The 24,903-nt window shown below is 72.2% G+C and carries 20 protein-coding genes; 8 read left to right on the top strand and 12 right to left on the bottom strand.

What is annotated here, in order from left to right:
* Nucleotides 1-58: 58 nt before the first annotated feature.
* The 3 genes from ACIBO1_RS05755 to ACIBO1_RS05765 all read left to right on the top strand — a co-directional run bounded on the left by ACIBO1_RS05755 (nucleotide 59) and on the right by ACIBO1_RS05765 (nucleotide 3,608).
* Nucleotides 59-1,774 (top strand): DEAD/DEAH box helicase, encoded by a 1,716-nt coding sequence (locus ACIBO1_RS05755; protein ID WP_396741789.1) that lies wholly within the window; start codon nucleotides 59-61, stop codon nucleotides 1,772-1,774.
* 144 nt (nucleotides 1,775-1,918) lie between these two features.
* Nucleotides 1,919-3,073 carry a class I SAM-dependent methyltransferase gene (locus ACIBO1_RS05760; RefSeq protein ID WP_396741791.1) on the top strand — a complete coding sequence of 385 codons (1,155 nt, stop codon included), beginning with the start codon at nucleotides 1,919-1,921 and terminating at the stop codon, nucleotides 3,071-3,073.
* Between the two features lie 118 nt (nucleotides 3,074-3,191).
* The gene (locus ACIBO1_RS05765) at nucleotides 3,192-3,608 is read left to right on the top strand and encodes a helix-turn-helix domain-containing protein (RefSeq protein ID WP_350692964.1); all 417 of its coding nucleotides are present in this window, start codon (nucleotides 3,192-3,194) and stop codon (nucleotides 3,606-3,608) included.
* Here ACIBO1_RS05765 and ACIBO1_RS05770 read toward each other — a convergent pair.
* Nucleotides 3,605-4,606, bottom strand: coding sequence for a hypothetical protein (locus tag ACIBO1_RS05770; RefSeq protein ID WP_396741793.1), 1,002 nt, complete (start codon nucleotides 4,604-4,606; stop codon nucleotides 3,605-3,607). The genes ACIBO1_RS05765 and ACIBO1_RS05770 overlap by 4 nt on opposite strands.
* A gap of 131 nt (nucleotides 4,607-4,737) precedes the next feature.
* On the bottom strand, nucleotides 4,738-6,897 hold the full coding sequence (locus ACIBO1_RS05775; protein WP_396741795.1) for a DEAD/DEAH box helicase: 2,160 nt from the start codon (nucleotides 6,895-6,897) through the stop codon (nucleotides 4,738-4,740).
* 345 nt (nucleotides 6,898-7,242) lie between these two features.
* Between ACIBO1_RS05775 and ACIBO1_RS05780 the strand changes: the two genes are divergently transcribed.
* Entirely contained in the window at nucleotides 7,243-8,031 is a 789-nt protein-coding gene (locus ACIBO1_RS05780; RefSeq protein WP_396741797.1) for a hypothetical protein, read from the top strand.
* An 81-nt stretch (nucleotides 8,032-8,112) separates the two neighbouring features.
* Here ACIBO1_RS05780 and ACIBO1_RS05785 read toward each other — a convergent pair whose 3' ends face one another.
* The 3 genes from ACIBO1_RS05785 to ACIBO1_RS05795 form a co-directional block, all read right to left on the bottom strand.
* Entirely contained in the window at nucleotides 8,113-9,387 is a 1,275-nt protein-coding gene (locus tag ACIBO1_RS05785) for an LPXTG cell wall anchor domain-containing protein (RefSeq protein WP_396741799.1), read from the bottom strand.
* A gap of 226 nt (nucleotides 9,388-9,613) precedes the next feature.
* On the bottom strand, nucleotides 9,614-9,865 hold the full coding sequence (locus tag ACIBO1_RS05790) for a hypothetical protein (RefSeq protein WP_396741801.1): 252 nt from the start codon (nucleotides 9,863-9,865) through the stop codon (nucleotides 9,614-9,616).
* Nucleotides 9,862-10,155: a DivIVA domain-containing protein gene (locus ACIBO1_RS05795; RefSeq protein WP_396741803.1), complete on the bottom strand. Its 294-nt coding sequence runs from the start codon at nucleotides 10,153-10,155 to the stop codon at nucleotides 9,862-9,864. The genes ACIBO1_RS05790 and ACIBO1_RS05795 overlap by 4 nt, the downstream gene beginning before the upstream one ends.
* Before the next feature lie 307 nt (nucleotides 10,156-10,462).
* Between ACIBO1_RS05795 and ACIBO1_RS05800 the strand changes: the two genes are divergently transcribed.
* The 3 genes from ACIBO1_RS05800 to ACIBO1_RS05810 all read left to right on the top strand — a co-directional run bounded on the left by ACIBO1_RS05800 (nucleotide 10,463) and on the right by ACIBO1_RS05810 (nucleotide 13,428).
* Nucleotides 10,463-10,693: a winged helix-turn-helix domain-containing protein gene (locus tag ACIBO1_RS05800; RefSeq protein ID WP_396741805.1), complete on the top strand. Its 231-nt coding sequence runs from the start codon at nucleotides 10,463-10,465 to the stop codon at nucleotides 10,691-10,693.
* A gap of 739 nt (nucleotides 10,694-11,432) precedes the next feature.
* Nucleotides 11,433-12,767, top strand: coding sequence for a TrkH family potassium uptake protein (locus ACIBO1_RS05805; RefSeq protein WP_396741807.1), 1,335 nt, complete (start codon nucleotides 11,433-11,435; stop codon nucleotides 12,765-12,767).
* Nucleotides 12,757-13,428, top strand: a complete 672-nt coding sequence (locus ACIBO1_RS05810) for a potassium channel family protein (RefSeq protein WP_396741809.1) — start codon at nucleotides 12,757-12,759, stop codon at nucleotides 13,426-13,428. Before ACIBO1_RS05805 ends, ACIBO1_RS05810 begins: the two co-directional genes overlap by 11 nt.
* A gap of 2 nt (nucleotides 13,429-13,430) precedes the next feature.
* On the opposite strand, the gene ACIBO1_RS05815 is transcribed toward ACIBO1_RS05810, so the two are convergent.
* The 7 genes from ACIBO1_RS05815 to ACIBO1_RS05845 all read right to left on the bottom strand — a co-directional run bounded on the left by ACIBO1_RS05815 (nucleotide 13,431) and on the right by ACIBO1_RS05845 (nucleotide 22,345).
* On the bottom strand, nucleotides 13,431-15,131 hold the full coding sequence (locus tag ACIBO1_RS05815; protein WP_396741812.1) for a protein kinase: 1,701 nt from the start codon (nucleotides 15,129-15,131) through the stop codon (nucleotides 13,431-13,433).
* A gap of 70 nt (nucleotides 15,132-15,201) precedes the next feature.
* Entirely contained in the window at nucleotides 15,202-16,755 is a 1,554-nt protein-coding gene (locus ACIBO1_RS05820) for a fused MFS/spermidine synthase (protein WP_350692982.1), read from the bottom strand.
* Nucleotides 16,756-16,791: 36 nt separating this feature from the next.
* Nucleotides 16,792-17,808 (bottom strand): coiled-coil domain-containing protein, encoded by a 1,017-nt coding sequence (locus ACIBO1_RS05825; protein WP_396741814.1) that lies wholly within the window; start codon nucleotides 17,806-17,808, stop codon nucleotides 16,792-16,794.
* A 239-nt stretch (nucleotides 17,809-18,047) separates the two neighbouring features.
* Entirely contained in the window at nucleotides 18,048-18,857 is an 810-nt protein-coding gene (locus tag ACIBO1_RS05830; protein ID WP_396741816.1) for an inositol monophosphatase family protein, read from the bottom strand.
* Nucleotides 18,850-19,302, bottom strand: coding sequence for a response regulator (locus tag ACIBO1_RS05835; protein WP_396741818.1), 453 nt, complete (start codon nucleotides 19,300-19,302; stop codon nucleotides 18,850-18,852). Before ACIBO1_RS05835 ends, ACIBO1_RS05830 begins: the two co-directional genes overlap by 8 nt.
* The gene (locus ACIBO1_RS05840; protein ID WP_396741820.1) at nucleotides 19,299-21,098 is read right to left on the bottom strand and encodes an ATP-binding protein; all 1,800 of its coding nucleotides are present in this window, start codon (nucleotides 21,096-21,098) and stop codon (nucleotides 19,299-19,301) included. The genes ACIBO1_RS05835 and ACIBO1_RS05840 overlap by 4 nt, the downstream gene beginning before the upstream one ends.
* The gene (locus ACIBO1_RS05845; RefSeq protein WP_396741822.1) at nucleotides 21,095-22,345 is read right to left on the bottom strand and encodes a PP2C family protein-serine/threonine phosphatase; all 1,251 of its coding nucleotides are present in this window, start codon (nucleotides 22,343-22,345) and stop codon (nucleotides 21,095-21,097) included. The genes ACIBO1_RS05840 and ACIBO1_RS05845 overlap by 4 nt, the downstream gene beginning before the upstream one ends.
* A 158-nt stretch (nucleotides 22,346-22,503) precedes the next feature.
* On the opposite strand from ACIBO1_RS05845, the gene ACIBO1_RS05850 reads away from it, so the two are divergent.
* Nucleotides 22,504-24,882, top strand: a complete 2,379-nt coding sequence (locus ACIBO1_RS05850) for a M28 family peptidase (protein WP_396741824.1) — start codon at nucleotides 22,504-22,506, stop codon at nucleotides 24,880-24,882.
* Nucleotides 24,883-24,903 lie beyond the last annotated feature (21 nt).

Consider the following 24,903-nt stretch of genomic DNA (forward strand, 5'->3'; position numbering starts at 1 on the left):
CGAACGCGCCCTGAGGACATGATGGGGCGCACCCACGAGAGGGCACCCCCAAATCCACATGAGTGAGCCGATTCAAGACCTCACAGACGGCCAGGAACTGGCCCCGACCGCCCCGGTCCGCCCGGAGGCACCGACCTTCGCCGAGCTGGGCGCACGCGCCGAGACGGTGGACGCGCTGGCTGCGGCCGGCATCACCCGCGCCTTCGCCATCCAGGAGTACGCGCTGCCGATCGCGCTGCGCGGCGCCGACCTGATCGGGCAGGCCCCGACCGGCACCGGCAAGACCCTCGGCTTCGGCGTACCGCTGCTGGAGCGGGTCTTCGCCCCGAACGAGGGCAGCGACGGCGTGCCGCAGGCGCTCGTCGTCGTACCCACCCGTGAACTGGGCATCCAGGTCGCCAAGGACATCGCCGCCGCAGGCCGCACCCGGGGCGTCCGGGTGCTCCCGATCTATGGCGGCGTCGCGTACGAGCCGCAGGTCGACGCTCTGCGCAAGGGCGTGGAGATCCTCGTCGGTACGCCGGGTCGCCTGCTCGACCTGGCGAAGCAGAAGCACCTGCGCCTGCACGGCGTACGCGCGCTGGTCCTTGACGAGGCCGACCGGATGCTCGACCTGGGCTTCCTCGACGACGTCGAGCGGATCCTGGCGATGCTGCCGGAGGATCGGCAGACCATGCTCTTCTCCGCGACCATGCCGGACCCGATCGTGACGCTGTCCCGCCGGTTCCTGCGTCACCCGATCACGATTCACGCCGGGCACACCGCCGAGACCGGTCCGTCCCCGCAGACCGAGCAGTTGGCCTACCGCACCCACTCGATGAACAAGATCGAGATCGTCGCCCGGATCCTCCAGGCCGAGAGCCGTGGCCTCACGATGATCTTCACGCGGACCAAGCGGGCCGCCGACCGGGTCGCCGAGGACCTCGACTTCCGTGGCTTCGCGGTCGCGGCCGTGCACGGCGACCTCGGCCAGGGCGCCCGCGAGCGCGCCCTGCGGGCCTTCCGCGCCGGCAAGATCGACACTCTGGTCGCCACCGACGTCGCGGCCCGGGGCATCGACGTCAGCGGCGTGACCCACGTCATCAACTACGACTGCCCCGAGGACCAGGACACCTACACCCACCGGATCGGCCGGACCGGCCGGGCCGGGGCGACCGGTGTGGCGGTGACGTTCGTCGACTGGGACGACATGCCCCGCTGGCGGATCATCGACAAGACGCTCGGGCTGGACATGCCCGACCCGCAGGAGACCTACCACACCTCCCCGCACCTCTACACCGACCTGCACATCTCGACCGAGGTGACCGGCACGCTGCCGACCGCCGAGCGGACCCGCGCCGGGTTGGCCGCCGAGGTCGAGGAGGACCTGGGCGGCGGTCGTTCCCGCCGGGGCAGCGAGCCGCGCGGCGCCGGACGGCGCCAGGGTCGCGGTCGCGGCGAGGGCGGTGGACGTGGCGAGGGTCGTGGTCGGGGCGAAGGCCGTGGCCGCGCCGAGAGCGGTCGCGGGCAGGGCGACGCCGGGCCGGAGTCGGCCGAGACCGGGGCCGAGCTGTCCGGCGAGGCCGGCGAGGGCACCCGCACGCCGCGTCGCCGTCGGCGCCGCCGCGCCGGTGAGGTCGTCGCCGCCGGTGTCGACCCGACCAACCCGACCGAGACGGGTACTCCCGCCGAGGCCGTGGCCGGCACCGAGGGTGGCGCGGAGACGCCCCGCCCGCGCCGCCGCCGACGTCGCCGGGCCACCGCCGGCAGCTCGACCGAGGCGAGCACCGACTGATCCCGCGCCGCCCACCGGGCGGCCACGGGAGACCAAGCACCGTCATCGCGCCGACGACCCACCCGGTCGTCGGCGCGATGCCGTCAGCACCAGCCAGGGACCGCCGATTGCGGCGTACCCACGGCCGACGTGGAAGATGGAGCGATGCCCGAACCGTTGGACTCCGCCCTCGCCGAGGTCCGCTCGATGCTGCTGGACCCCGCACTGACCCGGGCCGTGGCCGCCGGTCGCCGACGCGGCCAGCGTCCCTCCGTGGTCCGGGCCGAGTTGCGGCCGGTCGCGCTCAAGGCCGGCCCGAGGTTGCAGATCTCCACCTCCGACGGCGAGCGGCCGTACACCCGCAACGTGGCTCCCGGGCCGGAGGCGGACACGGCGGTCGAGGCGCTGCTGGCCGAGCCGTTCGGCAACTGGCACGTGGAGACCGCCGAGGCCACGCTGCAACTGCGGGTCACCAAGTCGGGCGAGGCGCAGGTGCACCGCAGCGCCAGCACCCGCCCGGCCACTGCTCCGGCCGGGCACGACCGGGCCAAGGAGTACCTGCTCGACCCCGGCGACCCGATCTTCGCCGAGATCGGCGGCTCGGCGGCCAAGCGTCGTCAGGTGGACGCGTTCCTGCGGGCGCTGGCGGCGACGCTGCCCGACGAGCCGGGTCCGCTCCGCGTGGTGGACCTGGGCTGCGGCAACGCGTACCTCAGCTTCGCCGCGTACCGCTATCTGTCCGGCCAGGGTTGGGACGTCGAGCTGGTCGGCGTCGACGTACGCGACGACCAGCGCCGCCGCAACACCGCGCTGGCGCAGCGGCTGGGCTGGGCCGACCGGGTGCGCTTCGTGGCCGGCACCATCGCCGACGCGGTCGTCGAACCGGCCCCGGACCTGGTGCTCGCCCTGCACGCCTGCGACACGGCCACCGACGAGGCGCTGGCCCGCGCGGTGCGTTGGGGCGCCCGGTGGGTGCTGGCCGCGCCCTGCTGCCACCACGACATCGCCGCGCAGCTCCGCACCCGCCCGGCACCGGCCCCCTACGAGCTGCTGACCCGGCAGGGGATCCTCCGGGAACGCTTCGCGGACGTGCTCACCGACGCGTTGCGGGCCGGTCTGCTGCGGCTGCACGGCTACCGGGCGGAGGTGGTCGAGTTCGTCGACTCGGCGCACACCCCCCGCAACCTGCTGATCCGGGCTCGGCAGAGCGGTGCCGAGCCGACCGAGGCCCAACGCGCGGAGTACCGCGAGCTGGTGACGCAGTGGCGGGTCTCACCACGACTGGAGACGCTGCTCGCGCCGCCGGCCGGGACGCGTTGACCTGACTCGGTTGCGCCGTCACTGTCGTCTGGTCGATCAGTCAGTTGTTTCCCTTCCTTCGCGTACTAGTCTCGAAGAACGCACCGTCGGGTGCCGGTCGGGAGGGCATACCCACCGGATGGGTTCGGCAGAGGTCTCGCCGCAGATGGCGTTCGCGCGCTTCGTGCGCCGTGCCATCGACGACGCCCGGGAGGAACGCGGCTGGACGGTCACCGACCTGGCCGGGCACACCGGGGTCGGTCGATCCACCGTCTTCCGCTGGCTGGCCGGTGACTGGCAGGACTACCCCGAGTTGGCGAAGGTACGCGGCTTCTGCGCCGCGCTGGACCTGCCGGTGGCGGCGGCCTTCCGCGCGCTCGGCCTGCCCGACGCCGGCCCCGGGCCGTGGCGGCGCGGCGACGAGGGCCCGGTCGAGGCCGACGTCCGGGTGATCCTGCAACGGCTGGCGGATCCGACCGTGCCGGCCGAGGAGAAGCACCACATCCGTGACCTGCTGCGGTACCTCGCCCGCCGACCGATCCGCCGGGCCGGCTAGCCGACGGTCACCGTGAACTCGGCGGTACGGACCTCCCCGCCGGTGGCGAAGTCCAGATAGAGGCGGTAGCGCCCCGGCCCCGGTGCGGTCAGCCAGAACCGGATCGTGCCGTCGACCAGCTCCGTCTCGGGGTGCACGTGCAGGTACCCGAGGTCACCCTCGCGCAACGCGACGAGGTGCCCGTACGCGCCGAGGTACCGCTCCAGCGACGGGACGGTGCCGTCCGCACCGGTGACCCGGAAGCTCAACGGCACCGTCAGCCCGGGTTCGGGGCTGCCCTGGTATCCGACGCTCCATCCGTCGACCGTGTTGGTGGTGGCCGGGGCGGGCAGGTCCCGAGGTTGGTAGGTGCCGGGGGCGACCAGGTCCACGCCGAGCGTGGTGGCGGTCTGCCGCCCGTCGTCGGCGAGCGCGGTGAAGTCGGCGTACGCCCGCCACAGGCCGGGCTGCGCCAGGGTGAGCGGTACCGACCAGGTGCCGTCCGACGCCATGGTCGGGTGCAGGTGCTGGTAGCCGCTCAGGTCACGTCGCACCACGATGACGTGCATCGGCTTGTCGTGCACGATCGCGAACCGGGTGACCGTGCGGCGCTGCCCGTCCTCGATCCGGAACCGCAGCTCGCTCTCCCGCCCGGCGGTGAACTCGGCGGACAGCGGGGCCAGGGTGTAGCCGTCCCGGCTGATCGCCAGCCCACCGGCCTCGGCGGCGGCGTCCTGGTCGGCGCCGTGCGAGTGCGCGCCGACACCGGGAGCGTGGCTGTGGTCGGCCAGCGCGCTGTCCCCCGTACCGCCGAGGGCCGCCGCCGGACCGCCGCCGTTGATCCGGCCGAGCCCGAAGCCGAGCAGCACGGCCAGCACCAGCCCGCCGACCACCAGGGCCAGCCGCAGCGTGGCCCGGTCCGGCGTCGCGGAGACCCCGTCCGGGTCGCCACCCGCCGCCGGTCGCTCGGCGACCCGCACCGACCCGAACGCGGGCGCGTCGGGTTCCTGGTCAGCCATGCGCCCACCGTACCGCCGGGTGCTCCGGCGTCCCGGTGGGTCCGCCCGGTCGTGGCTCCGGTCGCACCCGCAGCCGGTCACGGTCGGGCCCGGCACGCGCGCCAAGGTGTCAGCCGGCCGTGTGCCGAGTGTCAGCCGGCGACCGCGAGCGCCAACGGCAGGACGTCGGGGGCACCGGCGCGGCGCAGTTCCCGGGCGGCCATCGTCATCGTCCAGCCCGAGTCGACCAGGTCGTCGACGAGCAGCACCGGGCCGTCCAGCCCGCCGAGGGCGTCGGCGAGCGGGTCGGGCACGGTGAGCGCGCCGTGCAGGGTGCGTACGCGCTGAGCGCTGTTGCCGCGCGGACCGGCCGGCGGACCGGCGGAGACGACCCGGCCCAGCAGCGGCAGCCGCCCGACGGCGGAGATCCGCTCGGCCAGCGACCCGACCAGCACCGGGTGGGTCCGCGAGTCGACCGCGACCACGCCCGCCGGGCGGCGGGGCCACGGGTCGTCGCCGTGCGCCCACGCCTTGAGCACCTCGATGACGGCGGCGGCCAGGTCGTCCGGGAGCGGACCGTCCGGCGTGCCCGGCCCGACCAGACCGCGCAGCCGGCCACCCCAGCCGAGGTCGGAGAGCCGGCCCACGGCACGTCCGGCAAGCGCCTGCTCCGTCGGGGCGATCCGGCCCTTCAGCGGTACGCCGACCGCCTCCAGCCCGGTCGGCCAGAGCTTCTTGGGCGGCAGCGGCACGCCGGGGCGGCCCAGGAACGTCTGCGCGGTGGTCAGCGCGGCCGGTGACACCTCGGCCGTGAACAGGGGCGCGGCGCACCGGTCACAGCGCCCGCAGTCGGTCGCCTCCGCGTCGTCCAGGCAGTCGCGCAGGTATCGCATCCGGCAGTCGGTCGTCGCGGCGTACCCGAGCATGGCCTCTTGCTCGTCGGCGCGGGCGGCGGCGACGCGGCGCAACCGGGGCTCGTCATAGACCCAGGGTTCGCCGGTGGCCAGCCAACCACCGCGCACCCGACGGACCGCGCCGTCCACGTCGAGCACCTTGAGCATCAGTTCCAGCCGGGCCCGGCGCAGGTCCACCAGGGGTTCCAGGGCCTGGGTGGAGAGCGGCCGGTCGGTGTGCAGGGCGGCCAGCACCGCGCGGACCTGGTCCTCGGGCGGGAAGGCGAGCGACGCGAAATACCGCCAGATGGCCTGGTCCTCGACACCGGGCAGCAGCAGCACCTCGGCGTGCTCGACCGCGCGGCCGGCACGCCCGACCTGCTGGTAGTAGGCGATCGGCGACGGCGGTGCGCCCAGGTGCACCACGAAGCCGAGGTCCGGTTTGTCGAAGCCCATGCCGAGCGCGCTGGTGGCGACCAACGCCTTGATCTTGTTGTCGAGGAGGTCCTGCTCGGCGGCGCGACGGTCGGCGTCCTCGGCCTGCCCGGTGTACGCGGCCACCGTCCAGCCCCGCGTGCGCAGGAACTCGGCGGTCTCGGTCGCCGACGCCACGGTCAGCGTGTAGACGATGCCGGAGCCGGGCAGCCGGTCCAGGTGGTCGGCGAGCCAGCCGAGCCGGTGCGCCGGGCTCGGCAGGTCGAGCACGCCCAGCCGCAGCGACTCCCGGTCCAGGCTGCCGCGCAGCACGAGGACGTCCGGTCGCTGCTGCCCCCGTGTGACCGCCTCGGTGCCGAGCTGCTCGGCCACGTCCCGCGTCACCCGCTCGTTGGCGGTGGCGGTGGTGGCCAGCACCGGCGTCTGCTCGGGCAGGTTGCCGAGGAAGGTACGCAGCCGGCGGTAGTCCGGCCGGAAGTCGTGCCCCCAGTCCGACACGCAGTGCGCCTCGTCGACCACCAGCAGGCCGGTGGTGGCGGCCAACCTCGGCAGTACGCCGTCCCGGAAGTCCGGGTTGTTGAGCCGTTCCGGGCTGATCAGCAGCACGTCCACCGCCCCGGCGTGGATCTCGCCGGTGATCTCGTCCCACTCGTCGAGGTTGGCCGAGTTGATGGTGCGTGCCCGGATGCCGGCGCGGGCCGCCGACTCGACCTGGTTGCGCATCAACGCCAGCAGCGGCGACACGATCACGGTCGGCCCGGCCGGCTCCCGCCCCTCCACCTGCTGCCGCAACAGCGCGGTGGCCACGAAGTAGACCGCCGACTTGCCCCAACCGGTGCGCTGCACGCAGAGCACCCGCCGCCGGTCGACCACCAGCGCCTCGATCGCCCGCCACTGGTCCTCCCGGAGCCGGGCGTCCTCGCCCGCCAGCCGCCGCAGCACCGCCTCGGCCCGCTGCCGGATCGCCGTCCGTTCCTGGCTCATCCGGCCTTTCTACCAGCACCGTCGGACGATCGGCCCGTCACGGCGTGCGCTCGGCGGGCGGCTCGGCGGGCTCGGCGACAGGGTGCCCTGCTGCCGGCGGTCCGGTGTTGTCCCTCGGCGTCCTTTGCTCTGCTTCGACTGGCGCAACAGAATCCGGGCGTGTTCGGTGCGTGGGGTGAAGCAGAGCAAAGGACGCCCGGTGAGGTGACCGACGGCCCACGAGAGGCGCGGCGGACCGGTGGTGATGTGGGGGTGAGTGGGTGGCCGAGCGACGTGGTGGCGGGCCACGGTGGCCGGGAGTCTGGCATACGATTCCGTTCGATCCACGGGGGAGAGAGAGACGAGATGACTCAGCGAACCGGCACCACCGCCACGACTCGGCGCTTCGCGGTCGCGACGATCGCTTTGCTGGCCGCGACCCTGGTGGCCGGCTGCGACGACAAGGACGCGCCGGAGGCGGCCCCGCCGCCGCCCGACCCCAAGCAGGAACTGCTGAACGCCGTCCCCGGCGAGGAGGACCCGGCATTCCGCTTCACGACCTCGGGCGACGTGTCCGGGGTGGTCGACCCGGCGAACCGGGGCATGGACATCGACACGGTCACCAAGGACAAGGACTTCACCCTGGAGATGTCCTTCCGCATGGTCGAGTCGCGTACCTGGATGAAGGTCACCTTCAAGGGTGACAAGGACATCCAAGAGCTCATGAAGCTGCCCACCGAGTGGATGGAGCTGGACCCGACGAAGATCGAGGGGCCGGACGCCCTGCCCACCTACGAGGGCACCGACCCCGGCAACGCCGAGGTGATCATCCAAGCGGCCAGCGACATCCAGGCCGGCGAGGGCGGGACGTACACCGGAACGGTGGACCTGTCCGCCCAGCCCGAGCTGGCGGACGCCCTGGAGGGCGTGGCCACCCTCGGCGACGCCGTCACGCAGATCCCACTCACCGCCGTGGTGGGCGCGGACGGCAACCTCACCTCGCTCACCCTGGCCATCCCGGCCGCCGGGGAGCAGAAGGCGTCGGAGTACGTGGTCGAGTACTTCGACTTCGGCACGGCCCCGGCGATCGAGGCGTTCACCGACGACGATGCGCAGAAGGCGCCCAAGGCGGCGTACGACCTGCTCAACGGCTGATTCGTGACGGGGCGGCACGTCGCCGTGCCGCCCCGTCGTCCGCACCGGACAGTGGCGCCCGGAGGGTTGTCACCGTGCCGTTCAGATCTTGACGCCGGCCTTACGGCGCAACCGTGAGGTGCCGACCAGGAGGCCGCCCGCGGCCAGCAGGCCGCCACCCAGAGCGAGCGTGCCGGTGGTGTCGTCGCCTGTCACCGGAAGGTGCTTGCGGTGGTTCCAGTCGTGCTTCTTGTCGTCCTTGCGGTGGTCGTACTTGCCGTCCCGGATGCAGATCGTCACGACGGCCTGGTCGGAGACCACGGTCCGCTCACCGAACTTGCCGGTCGCCCGGGCCTTGTTGACCACCTTGCCCTTCTTGACGTCGGCCCAGGTCACCACGTACGGGTTCACGGCGTGGCAGTCGGTGCTGGTGCCCGGCGCCAGGGTGGTGCTGTTGCAGACCACCGGTCCGGCGGTCGGGTCGTCGACCCGCACGTCGGTGATCGTCACCGTGCCGGTGTTGGTCACCCGGTACGTGTAGAAGATCTTGTCGCCCTTGGCCGCGTAGCCGTCGTTCTCGCACTTGTTCCGGCAGTCCGACTCGACCCGGGCCTTCTTGTCGATCGACAGGCTGACCTGCGGCGTTCGGGTGGTGACGGTGAACGTCGCCTGGTTGGAGGGCACGGTCTGCTCGCCGAAGAATCCGATCGCCTGGGCGGTGTTGATGATCTTGCCCCTGGCCACGTCCTGCTCCGTGACCGTGTACGTACCCGTGCACGTGGTGCTCGCCCCCGGCGCCAGCGACGTCGCCACACAGGTGATGCCCGTGACCACGTCGTCGGAGACGGTGATCCCCGTGATCGGGTCGGTGGTGCCCGTGCTCTGGTTCGTCACCGTGTACGTGTAGGTGACCACGTCACCGACCTGCAACCCGCTGGCCGGCTTGCCGGTCTTGGTCAGCCCCAGGCTCGGGTGCACCTCGGGGTTCGACGCGGCGCAGGTGTGGGTGAGGGTGAAGAACCTCTCGTCACCCGTGACCACCGCCGTCGCCCCGGTCAGCGTCCAGCCGGCCGGCAGCCGGATCCACGCCTTGCTGGTGCCCTGGTTGTTGACCAGCGCACTGTTGGGGTCGGTGGGAATCGTCCGGGTGACGGTGCCGCTGGGCGTGCTCCAGGTGCCGGTGACCGACACGAACGCGTCAGCCGGCGGGTTGCTGCCCGGCAGGTTGAAAACCCAGACGTCCTCGTTCGGGTACGGCCCGCCGCCCAGGTTCGGGTCGCAGTTCTGGGTGAAGTGCGCCGCCGTCGTCGGAACGTTCCCCGGGTTGATGCTGATGACCGTGTCGGCCGCAGCGGGCGCGGCACCGATCAACGACAAGGCGCCGGCCAGCAGCGCGCCCGCGGTCAGACGCGCCCAGGAGCCGGCCCCGTCTGGAAGGTGCAGAAATGCTCATCTCATCCCCGTGTGGTGAAAGCCAACTGACGCCGGGAGCAACGATCACCGGGAAAGAGTCGTGATGTCGGTAGGTGACATTTACCTCTAAAAGGTGTATTGACTGTATTTCGGGCGCAGGTCGCGGCGGTGCCGTTCCTCAGGGGCGGGGTCACGACCTGGGCGGCAGGCAGGGCCCGTCGTGATCGGCCAGGCGCGAGCACCGGACACCACCGTCGAGTGGTTGATCGCAGAACACCCAGTGCCGGATGAACTGGGTGTCCTCCTCGGAGACCGTCGCACCGACCGCCTCGACGTTCGGAAAGAAGCTCAACGCCCGGGTGACCGTCCGGGCGAACCGCTTCGCCGCAGCCAGGTCCCTGACCCGCACCGGCAGGTGCACCACGAACCGCTGCGCACTCACCGCCGCACCCCCGGCGCGAACCGCGCCTGCCAACTCCGCAGCGCCCGCTTGATCCGTACGTTCTCCTCGGCCACCATCGCCAGATCCCGGCGCGCCACGGCCAACTCGGCCGCGACACGACTCAGGAAGGCATGCACCTCGGCCGGATCACAACCCCGGCGTACGGAACGAAAGCGCTGGTCACGGACCTGCCCGGCGGTCAGTGGCCGGCGCGAGTCCGACCGGTGCCACCCGCCGCCGGGTGACGGCACCGCCGCCTTGGGACGGAACAGTCTGAGTACCGCACGCATGGGCCGTCTCCTCCTCGTCGACACAGCACCCGTCCGGAGGGTGAAGCTGGAGACGGCCCGGTCGCCGGACGGAGACGCCGACCGGGCCGCCGGCTCCGCGATCGCAGCCCTGATCGGCGGTACGACCCCGGAGCCCACCTGAGGTCCGACCCGGAGGCTTGCCGAACCAACCGGAGCCGGACGACAGCAACCTACACCAGTATCTAGAAGTAGTCGAGCGGCGCATGGCGGGGACGTGACAGCTTGTTGCAGTTACTTGTGTAGGTGCGGCAGGATCGGAGACGCCGAACCAACCGGAGTCCTCGCCATGCCCACAGCACCAGCGCCCTACAAAGTGATCGCCAACGACTTCACCGCAAAGATCAAGAGCGGCGAGTTGAAGCCTGGCGACAAGCTGCCCTCGACCAGCCAGATCGCCGACATGTACAAGGTCAGCGTGAACACCGCCTACCGTGCGATGTCGCTTCTGCACGATCGGGATCTCATCATCGGCCAGCCCGGCCGAGGCACTTTCGTCGCCGGAGAACCCGAGCGGTAAGGAGGCCTCCTACCGAGGGCCGGCCCGATCGACGACACAGCAACTTCATTGTTATTGCTGTCTCAGGTGGCGACGAGGCAGCAGTATCAATGAAGTTGCGCGGATCTTGAAGCCTCGCGAGCACATCGCCCGCCCGACACATCCGCCCACCCGGCAACGGCCGCCCACTCCGCGACCCGCCCGGCAGTCCGGCCACCATCCCGCAGACCTTCCCGCAGTCCGGCCACTGCCCCCCGGACCTTCCCGCAGTCCGGCCACTACCCCGCCGACCCTCCCCGCAGTCCGGCCACTGCCCCGGACCTTCCCGCAGTCCGGCCACTACCCCGCCGACCCTCCCCGCAGTCCGGCCACTGCCCCGGACCTTCCCGCAGTCCGGCCACTGCCCCTAACCTTCCCGCAGTCCGCCCTGGCGCCCTCCCCGCAGTCCTCCCGCAGCCCCTCCACCATCCCGCGATCATGGAGTTGTGGTCGTCACGAAACGGATATACATCCGCGATTCCACCGCCACAACTCCATGATCGGCGCGACGGGCGACGGGCGACGGGCGACGGGCGACGGGCGACGGGCGACGGGCGACGGGCGACGGGCGACGGACAGCGGACAGCGGACAGCGGACAGCGGACAGCGGACAGCGGCATGCTGCCGCACGTTGACCGGTGGTTGGTGCGCCTGAGTGTCGGCGCTCGCTCGGGATCTCGATTCCCGCACCGGGGACCAGACGGAATCAGAAGATTGTCTGGTGCGCCGGTTCCTTCGTCACCCCGTACGGCTGGTGCCGGTCGGATTCCTGGTGACGATCCTGCTCAGCACCGGTCTGCTGATGCTGGAGCCGATGACCATCCAGCACCAGCATCCTCCGTTTCCGGTCGCCCTGTTCACCGCCACCTCGGCGGTCTCGGTCACCGGGCTGGCCATCACCGACACGCCGAACTACTGGTCCGAGACCGGGCTGGTGGTGATCACGGTGCTGACCCAGATCGGCGGCATCGGCATCCTGACGCTGGCCGCACTGGTCATCCTGACCGTGTCCCGGCGGCTCGGTCTGCACAACCGGATGCTGGTGCAGGCCGAGACCTTGGAGTACGGGCTCGGTGACGTACGCCGGCTGTTGATGCACATCGCCGCCACGGTGCTGGCGTGCGAGGCGGTGATGACGGTGCTGGTCGCCGCCCGGCTCTGGCTCGGTTACGAGTACCCCCTCGGGCGGGCGCTCTGGTCGGCGTCCTTCCACTCCATCCAGGCGTTCAACAACTCCGGCTTCTCGCTCTACTCCGACGGGCTGCTGGCCTTCGCCCGGGACCCCTGGGTGACCCTGCCGCTGGCCCTCGGCTCGATCGTCGGCGGGATGGGCTTCCCGGCGTTGTTCGAGGCGGTCCGCGAGTGGCGGCGGCCGGTGCGCTGGGCGGTGGCCACCAAGTTGACCATCTGGGGCAGCGTCGTGCTGGTGACCCTCGGTTTCGTGATGCTGCTGGCCAGCGAGTGGTCCAACCCGTGGACCATCGGGCAGTACGACATGCCGGGCAAGGTGAACGCCGCGTTCACCCAGATCACCCTCTCCCGGACCGGCGGCTTCGAGGTGATGCCGATCGACCGGTTGCGGGAGGAGAGCTACCCGCTGCTGACCGCGTTGATGTTCATCGGCGGCGGCAGCGCCAGCACCGCCGGTGGCATCAAGGTGTCCACGTTCTTCCTGCTCGCCTTCATCATGTGGGCGGAGATCCGGGGCGAGCCGGACGTCACGGTCGGGCACCGGCGGATCGCCACGTCGAGCCAGCGGCAGGCGTTGACCGTCACCCTGCTCAGCGTCGCGATGGTGGCCGCCGGCACCTTCGTGTTGATCCTGCTCACCGACGGGGTGCCGCTCACCAACGCGCTGTTCGAGATCACCTCGGCGTTCAGCACCACCGGGCTCACGGTCGGGTTGGCGTCGTCGCTGCACGACGGGGGCGTGTTCCTGCTGACCGTCCTGATGTACATCGGCCGGGTGGGTCCGCTCACCCTCGGCTCGGCCATCGCCCTGAACACCCGCCGCCGGCTCTACCGCTATCCAGAGGAGCAACCCATTGTCGGCTAAGAGATCCGACGACGAGACCATCGCCGTGATCGGGCTGGGCCGTTTCGGCTGTCACCTGGCCGAGTCGCTCAGCGCCCTCGGGCACGACGTGCTGGCCATCGACCGCAACGCCCAGCAGGTGCAGAAGTGGTCGGCCCAGCTCGACGAGGTGGCCCAGGCCGACTCCACCGACGAGGACGCGCTGCGCCAGCTCGGTGTCGCCGACCTGCAACGCGTGGTGGTGGCCATCGGCGCATCGGTACAGGCCAGCGTGTTGACCGTGCTGGCCCTGGTCGAGCTCGGCGTACCGCAGATCTGGGCGCGGGCCACCTCCGCGCAGCACGCGAAGATCCTGTCCTCGGTCGGCGCGCAGCACGTGATCTTCCCCGAGGCGGAGACCGGCGAGCGGCTGGCCCACCTGATCGTCAGCCGGATGCTCGACTTCCTGGAGTTCGACGACGCGTTCGCCATCGCCAAGCTGCGCGTACCCGAGTCGCTGGTGGGGCAGGCGGTCAGCGAGGTACGGCTGCTGGACCGCTACGGCGTACGGGTGATCGGGATCAGGCCGCCCGGCGAGAGCCGCTTCCGCTATGTCAACGACGGGCTGGACCTGGTCCGGGGCAGCACGCTCATCGTCGAGGGGACCATCGAGCACGTACAGCGCTTCTCCCTGGTCACCTGAGGTCAGTTCTTGCCCTTGCCGGGCTTGCCCTTCTTCGGCTTGTCCTTGCCGGGCTGCTGGTCCTTGCCGGACTTGCCCTTGCCCGGCTTGTCCTTGTCGGACTTGTCCTTGTCGGACTTGTCCTTGCCGGGCTTGGTCTTCGTCCCGGCCGGCTTCTTGTCCTGACCGCTCTTGGCCTTGGTGCCACCGGAGCCGCCCGAACCCTTCGACGTCGTCGTGGTGGCCTTCACCGGCTTACCGGTGGCCGGTGTGCTGCCGGCGACCCCGGAGACCTGCACCCCGCACCGCGCGTCGCCGACCCGGAACTCCAGCGGCAGCGGGTTCGGCCCGGTGTACCGGCCGGTCAGAGTCATCTTCTCGGTGGCGCCCGGTGCCAGCGCCGGCTTCTCCGGCGCCGGCTGCACGGCGACCGACCGCCCCTGCTGACGCGCCTGCGCCGGGCTCGCCTTGGTCACCGTCTGCTTCCCGGGGAAGGTGAAGCTCATCGTCCAGTCGCGCAGCTCCCGCTCACCGGAGTTGGTCAGGCTCAGCTCGGCGGTGAACTCGGTGCCCGAGTCCGTCCGCAACGCATAGCTGACCTGGCAGGGGATCGTCTGCTCGGTGCCCATCCGGGCCTGGGTGGGCTGGTCGATGCCGCCGCTGGCCGGGCTGCGCGCGGTCAGCGTCCAGACCATCGCCGTCACGCCGATCAACGCGGTGGCGGCCACCGCCGCCTCGATCCGGCGGCGGCGGGTCGCGGCACGGCGGGTACGCAGGCCGGCGAAGGGCAGCGCGCCGGTCGCCGCCGACCAGGGCAGGATCGTGGTGCCGACGCTGGCCAGCAGCATCGGCGCGGCGGGCCGCTCGTCACCGGCCCGCGCGGTCACCTTGCCGACCGCCTCGGCGAGGCGCCGGGCCAGCTCGGCGGTACGCGGCCGGTCCTCCGGGCGCTTCGCCAGGCAGCGGTGCACGAGTTCGGCGACACCGTCGGGCAGCTCCGGCACGTCCGGCATCGGCGCGGGATCGCGGTACAGGTGCGCCCGCAGCATCTGCGTGGTGGTGTTCGCCTCCCAGGGCAGCCGCCCGGTGAGCATCCGGTAGAGCAGCAGCCCGACCGCGTACACGTCGGTGGCGGGGCTGACCTGGCCGTTGTCGAGCCGTTCCGGGGCGAGGTAGGCGGGCGTGCCGAGCAGCGTGCCGTCCGGCCCCTTCTCGCTCTCGCCGACCAGCGCCGAGATGCCGAAGTCGACGACCTTGACGCCGGTCGGGGTCAGCATCACGTTGCCGGGCGTGACGTCGCGGTGCACCACACCCCGGGCGTGCGCGGTGGCCAGCGCGGAGGCCACCTCCGCCGCCACCGTCACCGCCTCCCGCCAGGGCAGCCGGGCGTCCCGGCGCAGCCGCGCGGTCAGCGGAGCGCCGTCGATGAGCTCCATCACCACGTACGGCACGGTCAGCCCGACCTGCTCGGACTCCCCGTAGTCGTACACGTTGGTGATGTTGGGGTGGCAGAGCCGGGCGGCGGCCTGCGCCTCGATCCGGATCCGGTGCCGGAAGGCCCGGTCGCTGGCCAGCCGGGACGCGAGGACCTTGACCGCCACCTGGCGGCCCAGCACCTCGTCGTAGCCGCGCCAGACCACCGACATACCGCCCGTGCCGACCTGCTCGATCAGCCGGTACCGCTCACCGAGCAGTTGCGTGCCCCTGCGTTGGCCACCACCCATGGTCGGCGTTGTTGCCCGACGCGAACCCGCCTACACCTTTCTGGTCGGATTCGGTCACGATCTCACCCGATCAGGCGGTCGCGAGCAATTGGTCCACCGGCGCGTAGTCATCGGTCAACACCAGTGCGTCGCCGACGAAGTCGGTCAGGTCGCCGCCGGAGAGCAGGCTGACCGCCTCGTTGCGGTCGTCCAGGCGGGCCCGCACGGCGGCCAACGGCAGCGGCGCGTCCGAGGCGACGATGAGGAAGTTCGCGCCCCGCTCCCCCGCCAGCGCCTCCGGAGGGGCGATCAGCGCCACGTGCCGGAACTCGGCGGCGACGGTGGCGACCTCGCTCCGGATGAAGCGCAGCGGCGGATAGTCGATCACGTTCTGCACGTACACCCCGCCGGGCCGGGTGACCCGCCGCACCTCGGCGGCCATCTCCCGGGTCGCCAGGTGCCACGGCACCACCAGATGCCCGAACGCGTCGCCGACCACGAAGTCCCGCGTGTCGGTGCCCTGCGCGGCCACCAGCATCCGGGCGTCGCCCACCTCGGCCCGCAGGTCCGGTCCCTGGCGTACGCCGAGGTGGCGCTCCCCCAGCTCGACCAGCCCGCCGTCGATCTCGAAGACCAGGTTGTCGGTGCCGGGCCGGGTGGCGGTCAGGTAGCGCGGCACGGTGAACCCGCCACCGCCGAGGTGCAACGCGTCGAGCCGCTGCCCCTCCGGCGCCAGCACGTCCGCCACCGCCCCGATCCACCGGGTGTACGCGTACTCCAGGTGGGTCGGGTCGGCGAGGTCGACGTACGAGTGCTGGGCCGAGTTCAGCAGCAGCGTCCGCCCGGTGGACCGGCCGGGATCGGCCTCCACCCGGGCGCAGTGGTACGCCGTCTCCACGTCGCACGGATCCGGTGCCACCACGGTCAGCCCCACGCCGACCAGACCCAGCACCGCCAACGCGGCCTTGGTCCGGGCCGGACCGGGCAGGCTCGCCCGGTCCTGCCGGTGCAGGTACACCCCGAGCGCGATGCCGGTGATGCCGAGCGAGGCGGCCAGCCCGAACAGGATGACCGTGCTGGGCAGCGCGGCGACCAGCACGAAGCCGGTGACCAGGGTGGCCGTCACGGCGCCCAGCGTGCCGATGCCGGAGAGCCGACCGACCACCTGCCCGGTCCGGCGCAGGTCGGCGAGCTGAAGCTTGATCACCAGCGGGCTGACCGAGGAGAGCAACATCGCGGGCGCGAACACGGCGACCACCACGAGCAGCAGGATCGCGCTCTCCGCGCCGCCCCGCAGCACCTCACCGGCGTACCGCACCGCCGGCAGGGTGATCGCGGTGGCGATGCCGGAGAGCACCAGCGCGGGCGCCAGCAGCGTACGCGGGTTGCGCCGGTCGGCCAGCCAGCCGCCCGCCCACGCCCCGTACGCGATCGCGGCCAGCGCGATGCCGATGACCGAGCTGGTGACCTGGAGGGTGACCCCCACGTACGGCCCGACCAGGCGCAGCGCGGCGGTCTCCAGGACCAGGACGGCTCCGCTGGAGTAGAAGACCAGGAACGCGGCGAGCCCGTTGGGCAGTGCCCGGGGTGCCTCCGGTTCGGAGGGCACGGCGGGCACCGCCACCTCAGGCGATGGAGAGTTCATCGTGGCGATGGTACGCAGCAGGAGACGGGCAACGGGTCAGTACATCGAGGTGTGAACATGGTTCGTGTGGTCCGCCGCCGGACTGCCGCTGCCGCCGTACGCCCGCCAGCCGGTCCCCGGGTGCCAGATCTGTCGATACCAGATCACGTAGAGGATGCCGAGCCGGTCCGCGTTGCGGACGTGCCAGGCGGCCAGGCTGTCCCCGTACGACTTGTCGCCGCCGGTGGCCGTGCGGTCCTCGAAGCCGTTCGTGGCGGCCGAGAAGTCGCAGGCCCGGCCCTTCGGGTGCTCGCCCGAGCCGCCGCTGCGGTAGCAGGAGACGTGCCGCTTGTAACCGGCGGCCTTGGTCTGGTTGAGCATGTGCAGCGTGCGCGCGGTGATGCAGCCGGAGGTGGTCGGGTCGTTCACCGAGCACGACTCACCGGGCCAGGAGCCGTCGGAGTTGCGCGGCGCCGGTCGCGCCGAGCTGGAGTTGCCGCCGCTGAACCCGCCGCTGCCGCCGGAGCTGACCGCGGCCAGGGCCGTCTCGGCCTCCTTCTTCTTCTTCGCCATCACGGCGAGCTGCTTGCGCTGCTCGCGCACCTCGGCGTTGATCGCGAGCTTGGCCTGCCGGGCCTCCTCGCGGGCCTCGGTCAGCTCGCGCACCCGACGACCGTCCCGCTGGGCCATCATGTCGAGGCTGGCGGCCCGCTGCACGAAGGCCTCCGGGGTGCCGCTGTCCAGCAGCGCGGCCGCCGCGCTCAGCCGACCGACCCGGTAGGACTGCGCGGCCACCTCGCCGACCAGGTCGGTCAGCTCGCCCAGCCGGCCCTCCACGTCGGCCAACTGCGTGGCCATCTGCTTCTGCCGCTTCTCCGAGCCCTCAAGTTTCCGCTTGGCCTCGATGTGTGCCTTGGCGGTCGACTCTAGGGCGTCCCGCAGCTTCTTGCTGCCCCCCTCGTTGGGCTCGGCGTACGCCGGCACGGCACCGAGGCCGAACAGCAGCGCCACTGCGGCGAGCAGGGCGATCAGGGGCCGGAGAACCCGCCGCCCGATGGGCATGGACCTGCGCACGAAAGCATCCTTTCGTCGGCCGCCGGCCTCCGGGGAGGCGCTGCGCGGCGGCGGCCGCCGCCGGCGCCGGTCGGCGGCCTGCTGGCGAAGACCGCCGGTCAGGATACCGGACCGGACCCGCAGAACCACGCCCCCGAACCCCACACGGCCCGCACCGTCGACACACCGACACCACGACCTCACGCAGCGCATTCGCATTCACGTCGGTCATGCCGTACGCGGGACGGTGGATCTGGCGGTCAGGGCGCCAAAAGCGTGTTGTGCACCTCGGTCCAGACCTTGTCGCTGGCGGCCACCAGCAGACCCGGCTCGGTGTCGGCCGGGTGGTAGTCGGTGCCGTCGAGGCGACGGGCCACCCCACCGGCGGCCCGCACCAGCAGCGTGCCGGGGCCGTGGTCCCAGGGCAGGGTGCGCCAGAACAGCACGAACTGCTGCCGCCCGGTGAGCACGTCGAGATACTCGCGCCCGGCGCAGTGCTGGCCCGGCAGCAACTCGCCGATCCGGGAGCCACCGGCCACGACCGTACGCTGGGACGACGCCGGCAGGAACTTGGTCATCGCGGCCCCCCGCAGCTCGCCGACCGGTGGCGCGTCGGCGGGCAGACGCACCACCGCGCCGTCCAGGTACGCGCCCGCGCCCTCCCGGGCCGTGGCCAGCGTCCCGGCGATCGGGTCGAGGATCCACGCCGCCCTCGGTTGGCCTTCGCTGAGCAGGGAGACCATCAACGCGAACGGGGACTTGCCGGCCGCGAAGTTGGCGGTGCCGTCGATCGGGTCGACCAGCCACACCTCACCCGCGGAACTCAGGTGGCGCAGCAGGCCCGGGTCGTCGGCCACCGCCTCCTCGCCGACCACCACCGACCCGGGGCGCAGCCGACGCAGCCCGGCGCTGATCATCTCCTCGGAGCGGCGGTCGGCGACGGTGACCAGCTCACCGGGGGCCTTCTCGGTCACGTCGGCGTCGTCGAGGTGCCGGAACAGCGGCAGCACCGCCCGGTCCGCGGTCTCCCGCAGCAACCCGGCGACGTCGTCGACCAACGTGTCAGCCACGCGGCGGCAGCTTCACCACGCTGACGAAGAACTCGTCGATCTGCCGGACCACCGCGATGAACCGTTCGAAGTCCACCGGCTTGGTCACGTACGCGTTGGCGTGCAGTTGGTAGCTGCGCAGTATGTCCTCGTCGGCCTGCGAGGTGGTGAGCACCACGACCGGGATCCGGCAGAGCTGCTCGTCCTTCTTGATCTCCTCCAGCACGTCCCGGCCGTCCCGACGCGGCAGGTTCAGGTCGAGCAGGATCAGGTCCGGCATCGGCGCGTCCGCGTACTCGCCCTCGCGGCGCAGGTAGGCCAGCGCCTCGGCACCGTCGGAGACCACGCTCAGCCGATTGCGCAGCTTGTGCTCCTCGAACGCCTCCCGGGTCATCAGCACGTCACCCGGGTCGTCCTCGACCAGCAGCACCTCGATCGGGCTGTTGCCGTCAGCCGGCGCGGTCATCTCACCGCCTCCTTCATGCCACCAGTTCCGTTGCCCGATGCCCCACCTGGGGCCTGCGGTCCGTCGTCGTCGGTCGACCCGCCGGTGCGCTGAGCGACACCGGACGAGGGCCGCCCCGCACCCACCTCTTCGCCGACCGTACCGCCGTCACCTGGGGTTTCCGAACCCGATCCGGCTGCGGCACCGCGCGACGACGCCGCGTCGGCGGCCGATTCGTCCGCGCCGGCGGCGTGCCTGGCGCGCTCGATGTCAGCGGGCAGCGCCGGCAGGGTGAAGCGGATCGCGGTGCCCTCGGGCACGTCGGTGTCCACCCAGACCCGGCCACCGTGGTACTCGACGATCTTCTTGACGATCGCCAGTCCGATGCCGGTGCCCGGGTACGCGTCCTTGGCGTGCAGCCGCTGGAAGATCACGAAGATCTTCTCGGCGAACTCCGGCTCGATCCCGATGCCGTTGTCCTGGCAGGTGATCTCCCACTCGTCGTCGACCAGCCGGGCCGAGACGTGCACCTTCGGTGTGACGTCCGGGCGGCGGAACTTCACCGAGTTGCTGACCAGGTTCACCAGCAGGTTGGTGAGCAGCGGCTCCTCGCCCCGGATCACCGGCAGGTCGCCCCAGGTCAACTCCGCGTCGGCGTACTGGCGGGCCGGTTCGGTCTGCGCGGACACCTCGCCCATCAGGCGGTTCAGGTCCACCTCGGTGAACCCGGCGGTGATCCGCCCGATCCGGGAGAACGCCAGCAGGTCGTTGATCAGTCGCTGCATCCGCTGCGCGCCGTCCACCGCGAAGGCGATGTACTGGTCGGCCCGCTCGTCGAGCCGGCCGGCGTACCGCCGCTGGAGCAGTTGGCAGAAGCTGGCCACCTTGCGCAGCGGCTCCTGCAGGTCGTGCGAGGCGACGTAGGCGAACTGCTCCAGGTCACGGTTGGACCGGGTCAGCTCCTCCGCCTGCTTCTGCAACTGGGTGTTGACCCACTCGATCCGCTCCCGCGCCTCGCGTACCTCGGCCAGGTCCGCGGCGATCTTCTGGCGCATCGCGTCCACGTCCTCGCCGAGACGCTGGAACTCCGGCGGGCCGGCACCGGAGATCCGGTGCGAGTAGTCGCCGGTCGCCACCTGGCGGACCTGCCCGGCCAACGCGGTCAGCGGGCGCAGCACCATCCGGTCCAGCGAGAGCAGCAGCGCGATACCGGCCAGCGCGACCACCAGCGCGGCGACGATGAGCAGGACGACGAGCATGTTGCCGGTCCGCTCGACGTCCCGGACAGTCGCCTCCCGGGCGGTGAAGATCTCGTCCTGCAACGCGGCGACCGAGGTGCGTAGCTGGTCGAACCGCTGGCGGCTCTCGTCGGTCAACAGGGCCTGCCCGGCCGCCGTGCCGCTGCTGTTCGTCGTGTCGATCACCGGCTGGGCGACCGTGCGCCGCCACTCCTGCGCCTGCTGCTCGACCACCGTGAGGTCCGCGACGATCTCCGGGTACTTGCCGGACAGCTCCCGGATCTCCTGCGCCGTCGCCCGTTCCCGGGCCAACCCCTGCTCGTACGGGGCCAGGTCCTCCAGGTCTCCGGTCACCGCGTACCCGCGTACCCCGGTCTCCTGGTCAAGCAGCGCGTTGAGCATCTCCTGGCCCTGCACCCGCAGCGGCCCGACCTGCAACAGCAGCACGTCGGTGTACTCGCGGTTCTTGGTGGCCACGACGGCCTCCGCCCCCGCCACGCTGAGCAGGATCGCGCCGACCACACCGAGCATCACCAGCACCCGGCGACGCAGCGTCCACGTACTCGCCGCCAGGTTCATCGGCCACCGCCCCGGGAGACCAGCAGCATCGCCACGTCGTCGGCGAACGGGCCACCGTTGAGCTGCTCGGCCCGGCCCACCAGCCAGGCCGGCACGTCGGACAGCGGCAGTCGGCGGCTGTCCGGCTCGGCGAGCAGGCGGGTGAGGCCGGGCACGTCGAGGCGTTCGTCACCATCGCCCACCCGGCCCTCGATCAGACCGTCGGTGTACATCAACAGGGACCAGTCATCGGTGTCGAACTCCAGGTCGAAGGCGACCGGCCGGCGCGGCCGTACGCCGAGCAACAGACCACCCGGTGCCGGCACGGGAACCACCCGCCCACCGGTGAGCAACACCGGCGGCGGATGACCGGCCAGGCGTACCGTCGCCCGGTTGGCCGCCAGGTCGAGGCGGACCGCCGCGACCGTGGCGAAGATCTCCTGGAGACGGCGCTCGCTCATCAGCACCTGCTCCAGCGCGGGCAGCACCTCGTCGTCGGACACTCCGGCGAGGACCAACGCGCGCCAGGCCACCCGCAGCTCGACGCCGAGCGCCGCCTCGTCCACCCCGTGTCCGCAGACGTCCCCGACGATCAGGTCGACCCGGTCCGGGCGGGTCTGCACCACGTCGTAGAAGTCCCCGCCGATCAGGGCGGCGTGCCGGCCGGGGCGGTAGAACGTGTGCACCGCGATCTGGTCGGTCGACATCAGCGGCTGGGGCAGCAGGCCACGCTCCAGACGCGCCGACTCGGCCTGACGCAGCTCCACCTCGCGCAGCCGGCGGGCGTTCTCGTCGGCCCGCTTGCGCTCCACCGCGTACCGCAGCGCCCGGGTCAGCAGCACCCCGTCCACCTGGCCCTTGACCAGGTAGTCCTGTGCTCCCTCGGCGACCGCCACGATGCCCAGGTGCTCGTCCGAGCGGCCGGTGAGTACGCACACCGCCGCGCTGCCGGACATCTCCAGCACCTGCCGCAGCCCGTCCAGCCCCTGCGCGTCGGGCAGCCCGAGGTCGAGCAGGACGCAGTCGACCCCGGCGACGCGGTTGCGGGCCTCGCGCAGGCTCGTCGCGACCAGCAGGTCGATTCCCGAGTTCGTCTCGGCGAGCAGCTCGCCCACGAGGAACGCGTCGGCCTCGTCGTCCTCGACCAGCAGCACCCGGAGTCGCTCGCCGGGCGGCAGGTTGGGATTGCCCCCGAGACCGCCCTGCGGATACGGCCACGACACGACGGAGGGACCGGTCATACCGGTCCCCCGGTGCGGCCGGGTCACCGCCGCCACGGGCGGGAGGTCGTTGGCGATGTCGGGCTCCTTCCGAGTGCCCTGCTGATCCTGTATTAGACAACGTTCGCACACAACACGAGGGGGCGGCCCGGCCCGGCATGGAGGATGATGTCCACCCCAGGACCCCCCCTTCGAGGAGCCACCCCGTGGGCGCACCCCCCAGCCCCGCCGCCGACCGTGCCCTCTCCCGACCGGCCCGGCGGCCCCTCGCCGCGCTCGCGGCACTCGTCGCGCTGGTCGCCGTCGGCACCACCGCGCTGCTCGACATCCGGCCCCCGGCACCCCGTCCGACGGACGCGGCGACGGACACGTTCAGCGCCGGACGGGCGTACGCGCACGTGCAGCAGGTGGCGAGTCGGCCGCACGTGGCGGGCAGCCCGGCCAACGACGAGGTCCGCGCCCACCTGGAGACGGTGCTGCGCGGTCTCGGTCTGCAGACCGAGGTGCAGGACACGGTCGCCGAGGAGGCCGGTCAGCTCAGCGGAGCGGCGGGCGGGGCCACCCTGGCCCGGGTCCGCAACGTGGTGGCCCGGCTGCCCGGCACCGCCTCCACCGGCACGGTGTTCCTGGTCGCCCACTACGACGCGGTGCAGACCGGCCCGGGCGGCAACGACGACGGCGCCGGTGTCGGCACTATCCTGGAGGTGGCCCGCGCCCTGACCGACGGTCCCGCCCCACGCAACGACATCGTGTTCGTGCTCACCGACGCCGAGGAGGCGTGCCTCTGCGGGGCGTCGGCCTTCGCCACCGAGCACCCGCTCGCGACCGGCAAGGGCGTGGTGCTCAACCTGGAGGCGCGCGGACGAACCGGGCCGGTGATCATGTTCGAGACGTCGCCCCGGAACGCCGCGCTGGTCGACGTCTTCGGTCGGGCCGCACCGCATCCGGTGGGCACCTCGTTCGCCGTGGAGGTCTATCGGGCGCTGCCCAACGACACCGACTTCACCGCCTTCCTCGACGCCGATTTCGTCGGGCTGAACTCGGCGTACCTCGACGGCGGGGCGATCTATCACACCCCGCTGGACACCCCGGAGTCGATGGACCGGGCCAGCCTCCAGCACCACGGCGACAACACGCTGGGACTCGCCCGCGAGTTCGGCACGATCGACCTCGGTGACCTGCGCGCCGGTCACGACGCCACCTACTTCCCGGTGCCGGGCGGGCTGGTCCGCTACCCCGGCACGCTGGTGCTGCCGCTGGCACTGCTGGCGCTGGTGGCCGTCGTCGCCCTCGGCTGGCTGGCCCACCGCCGGGGCCGGGTCACCACCGGTCGGCTGGCCGCCGGCTTCGCGCTGGGGCTGGTACCGATCGTGGTCGCGCCGGTCGGCGCACAACTGCTCTGGGTGGCGATCACCGCCCTGCGGCCCGGGTACGCCGAACTGCTCGACCCGTACCGGCCGACCCTCTATCGACTCGCCGTGCTGGCGCTCGCCGCCGCCGTCCTGTTCACCTGGTACGCGCTCACCCGTCGCCGGGTCGGCCCCGCCGCGCTGGCCGTCGGCGGCCTCGGCTGGCTGGCGCTGCTCGGCGTACTCCTCGCCGTGCTGGTGCCCGGCGGGGCGTACCTGGCGACGCTGCCCGCGCTGGCCGGCGCGCTCGCCGGCCTGGTCGCGGTCGCCACCCGCCGGGACGGCCCGGTGCCGGTGGTCGCGGTCACCCTCGGCGCGGCGGTGGCGGTGATCGTGCTGCTGCCGACCGTGGTGCTGCTCTTCCCGGCGCTCGGCATGGGCATGGGCGGCGTGGCCGCCCTCTTCGCCGTGCTGCTCGGCCTGGCCGCCCTGCCGGTCGTGGACCTGCTGCATCCGGAGGCCGGCGGACAGCGCGGCATGGTGGCGCTGCGGGCCCGCCGGCTCGGCGCCCTGCCGGCCGGTGCCGCCGCGCTGGCCACCGTGGTCCTCGCCAGCACCGGTTTCGCCGTCGACCGGTTCGACGCCGCGCACCCGGTGCCCACCCACCTGATGTACGCCCTGGACGCCGACACCGCGACGGCCCGCTGGCTCAGTCACGAGTCGACCCCGCAACCCTGGACCGGTGAGTACGTGGACGGGCCGGTCCGGATCGCCGACGAGTTCCCCGGCATCGGCGCCGAGGAACTGCTCGCCGGCCCGGCGGAGGCGGCGGCCCTGCCCGCGCCCCGGCTGGAGGTGCTCGCCGACACCGGCACCGCCGACGAGCGCACCCTGCGGCTACGACTCACCCCGCAACGCCCGGTACGCCTGACCACCCTGCACGTGGACACGTCCACCGCGACGGTCCGCAGCGCTGCGGTGGCGGGGCGGCCGGTGCCGGTCGAGGTGCGCGACGGCCGGTGGGGATTCGGGGTGGTCTTCCACGCCCCACCGCCGGAGGGCATCGAGATCACGCTGACCGTCGCGCCGAAGGCCCCGCAGGTCGCGTTCCGCGCGATGGACGCCAGCGACGGTCTCGACGCGGTACCCGGCTTCCGGCCCCGCCCGCCGGACGTCGGCGTCGCCGGCTCACACAGCTCCGAGATGCTCGCCGTGGCCCGCACCTATCCGCTGTGAGCGGCGCCGGGCCGGGCCGTC

Source organism: Micromonospora sp. NPDC049903 (assembly GCF_044460945.1).
Lineage (GTDB): Bacteria > Actinomycetota > Actinomycetes > Mycobacteriales > Micromonosporaceae > Micromonospora.

Bases quoted from the DNA above. Each gene is read 5' to 3' on its own strand.
- ACIBO1_RS05820 (WP_350692982.1), bottom strand. From the start codon at position 16,755: ATGAACTCTCCATCGCCTGAGGTGGCGGTGCCCGCCGTGCCCTCCGAA.
- ACIBO1_RS05760 (WP_396741791.1), top strand. From the start codon at position 1,919: ATGCCCGAACCGTTGGACTCCGCCCTCGCCGAGGTCCGCTCGATGCTG.
- ACIBO1_RS05755 (WP_396741789.1), top strand. From the start codon at position 59: ATGAGTGAGCCGATTCAAGACCTCACAGACGGCCAGGAACTGGCCCCG.
- ACIBO1_RS05780 (WP_396741797.1), top strand. From the start codon at position 7,243: ATGACTCAGCGAACCGGCACCACCGCCACGACTCGGCGCTTCGCGGTC.
- ACIBO1_RS05795 (WP_396741803.1), bottom strand. From the start codon at position 10,155: ATGCGTGCGGTACTCAGACTGTTCCGTCCCAAGGCGGCGGTGCCGTCA.
- ACIBO1_RS05835 (WP_396741818.1), bottom strand. From the start codon at position 19,302: ATGACCGCGCCGGCTGACGGCAACAGCCCGATCGAGGTGCTGCTGGTC.
- ACIBO1_RS05840 (WP_396741820.1), bottom strand. From the start codon at position 21,098: ATGAACCTGGCGGCGAGTACGTGGACGCTGCGTCGCCGGGTGCTGGTG.
- ACIBO1_RS05800 (WP_396741805.1), top strand. From the start codon at position 10,463: ATGCCCACAGCACCAGCGCCCTACAAAGTGATCGCCAACGACTTCACC.
- ACIBO1_RS05765 (WP_350692964.1), top strand. From the start codon at position 3,192: ATGGGTTCGGCAGAGGTCTCGCCGCAGATGGCGTTCGCGCGCTTCGTG.
- ACIBO1_RS05775 (WP_396741795.1), bottom strand. From the start codon at position 6,897: ATGAGCCAGGAACGGACGGCGATCCGGCAGCGGGCCGAGGCGGTGCTG.
- ACIBO1_RS05770 (WP_396741793.1), bottom strand. From the start codon at position 4,606: ATGGCTGACCAGGAACCCGACGCGCCCGCGTTCGGGTCGGTGCGGGTC.
- ACIBO1_RS05815 (WP_396741812.1), bottom strand. From the start codon at position 15,131: ATGGGTGGTGGCCAACGCAGGGGCACGCAACTGCTCGGTGAGCGGTAC.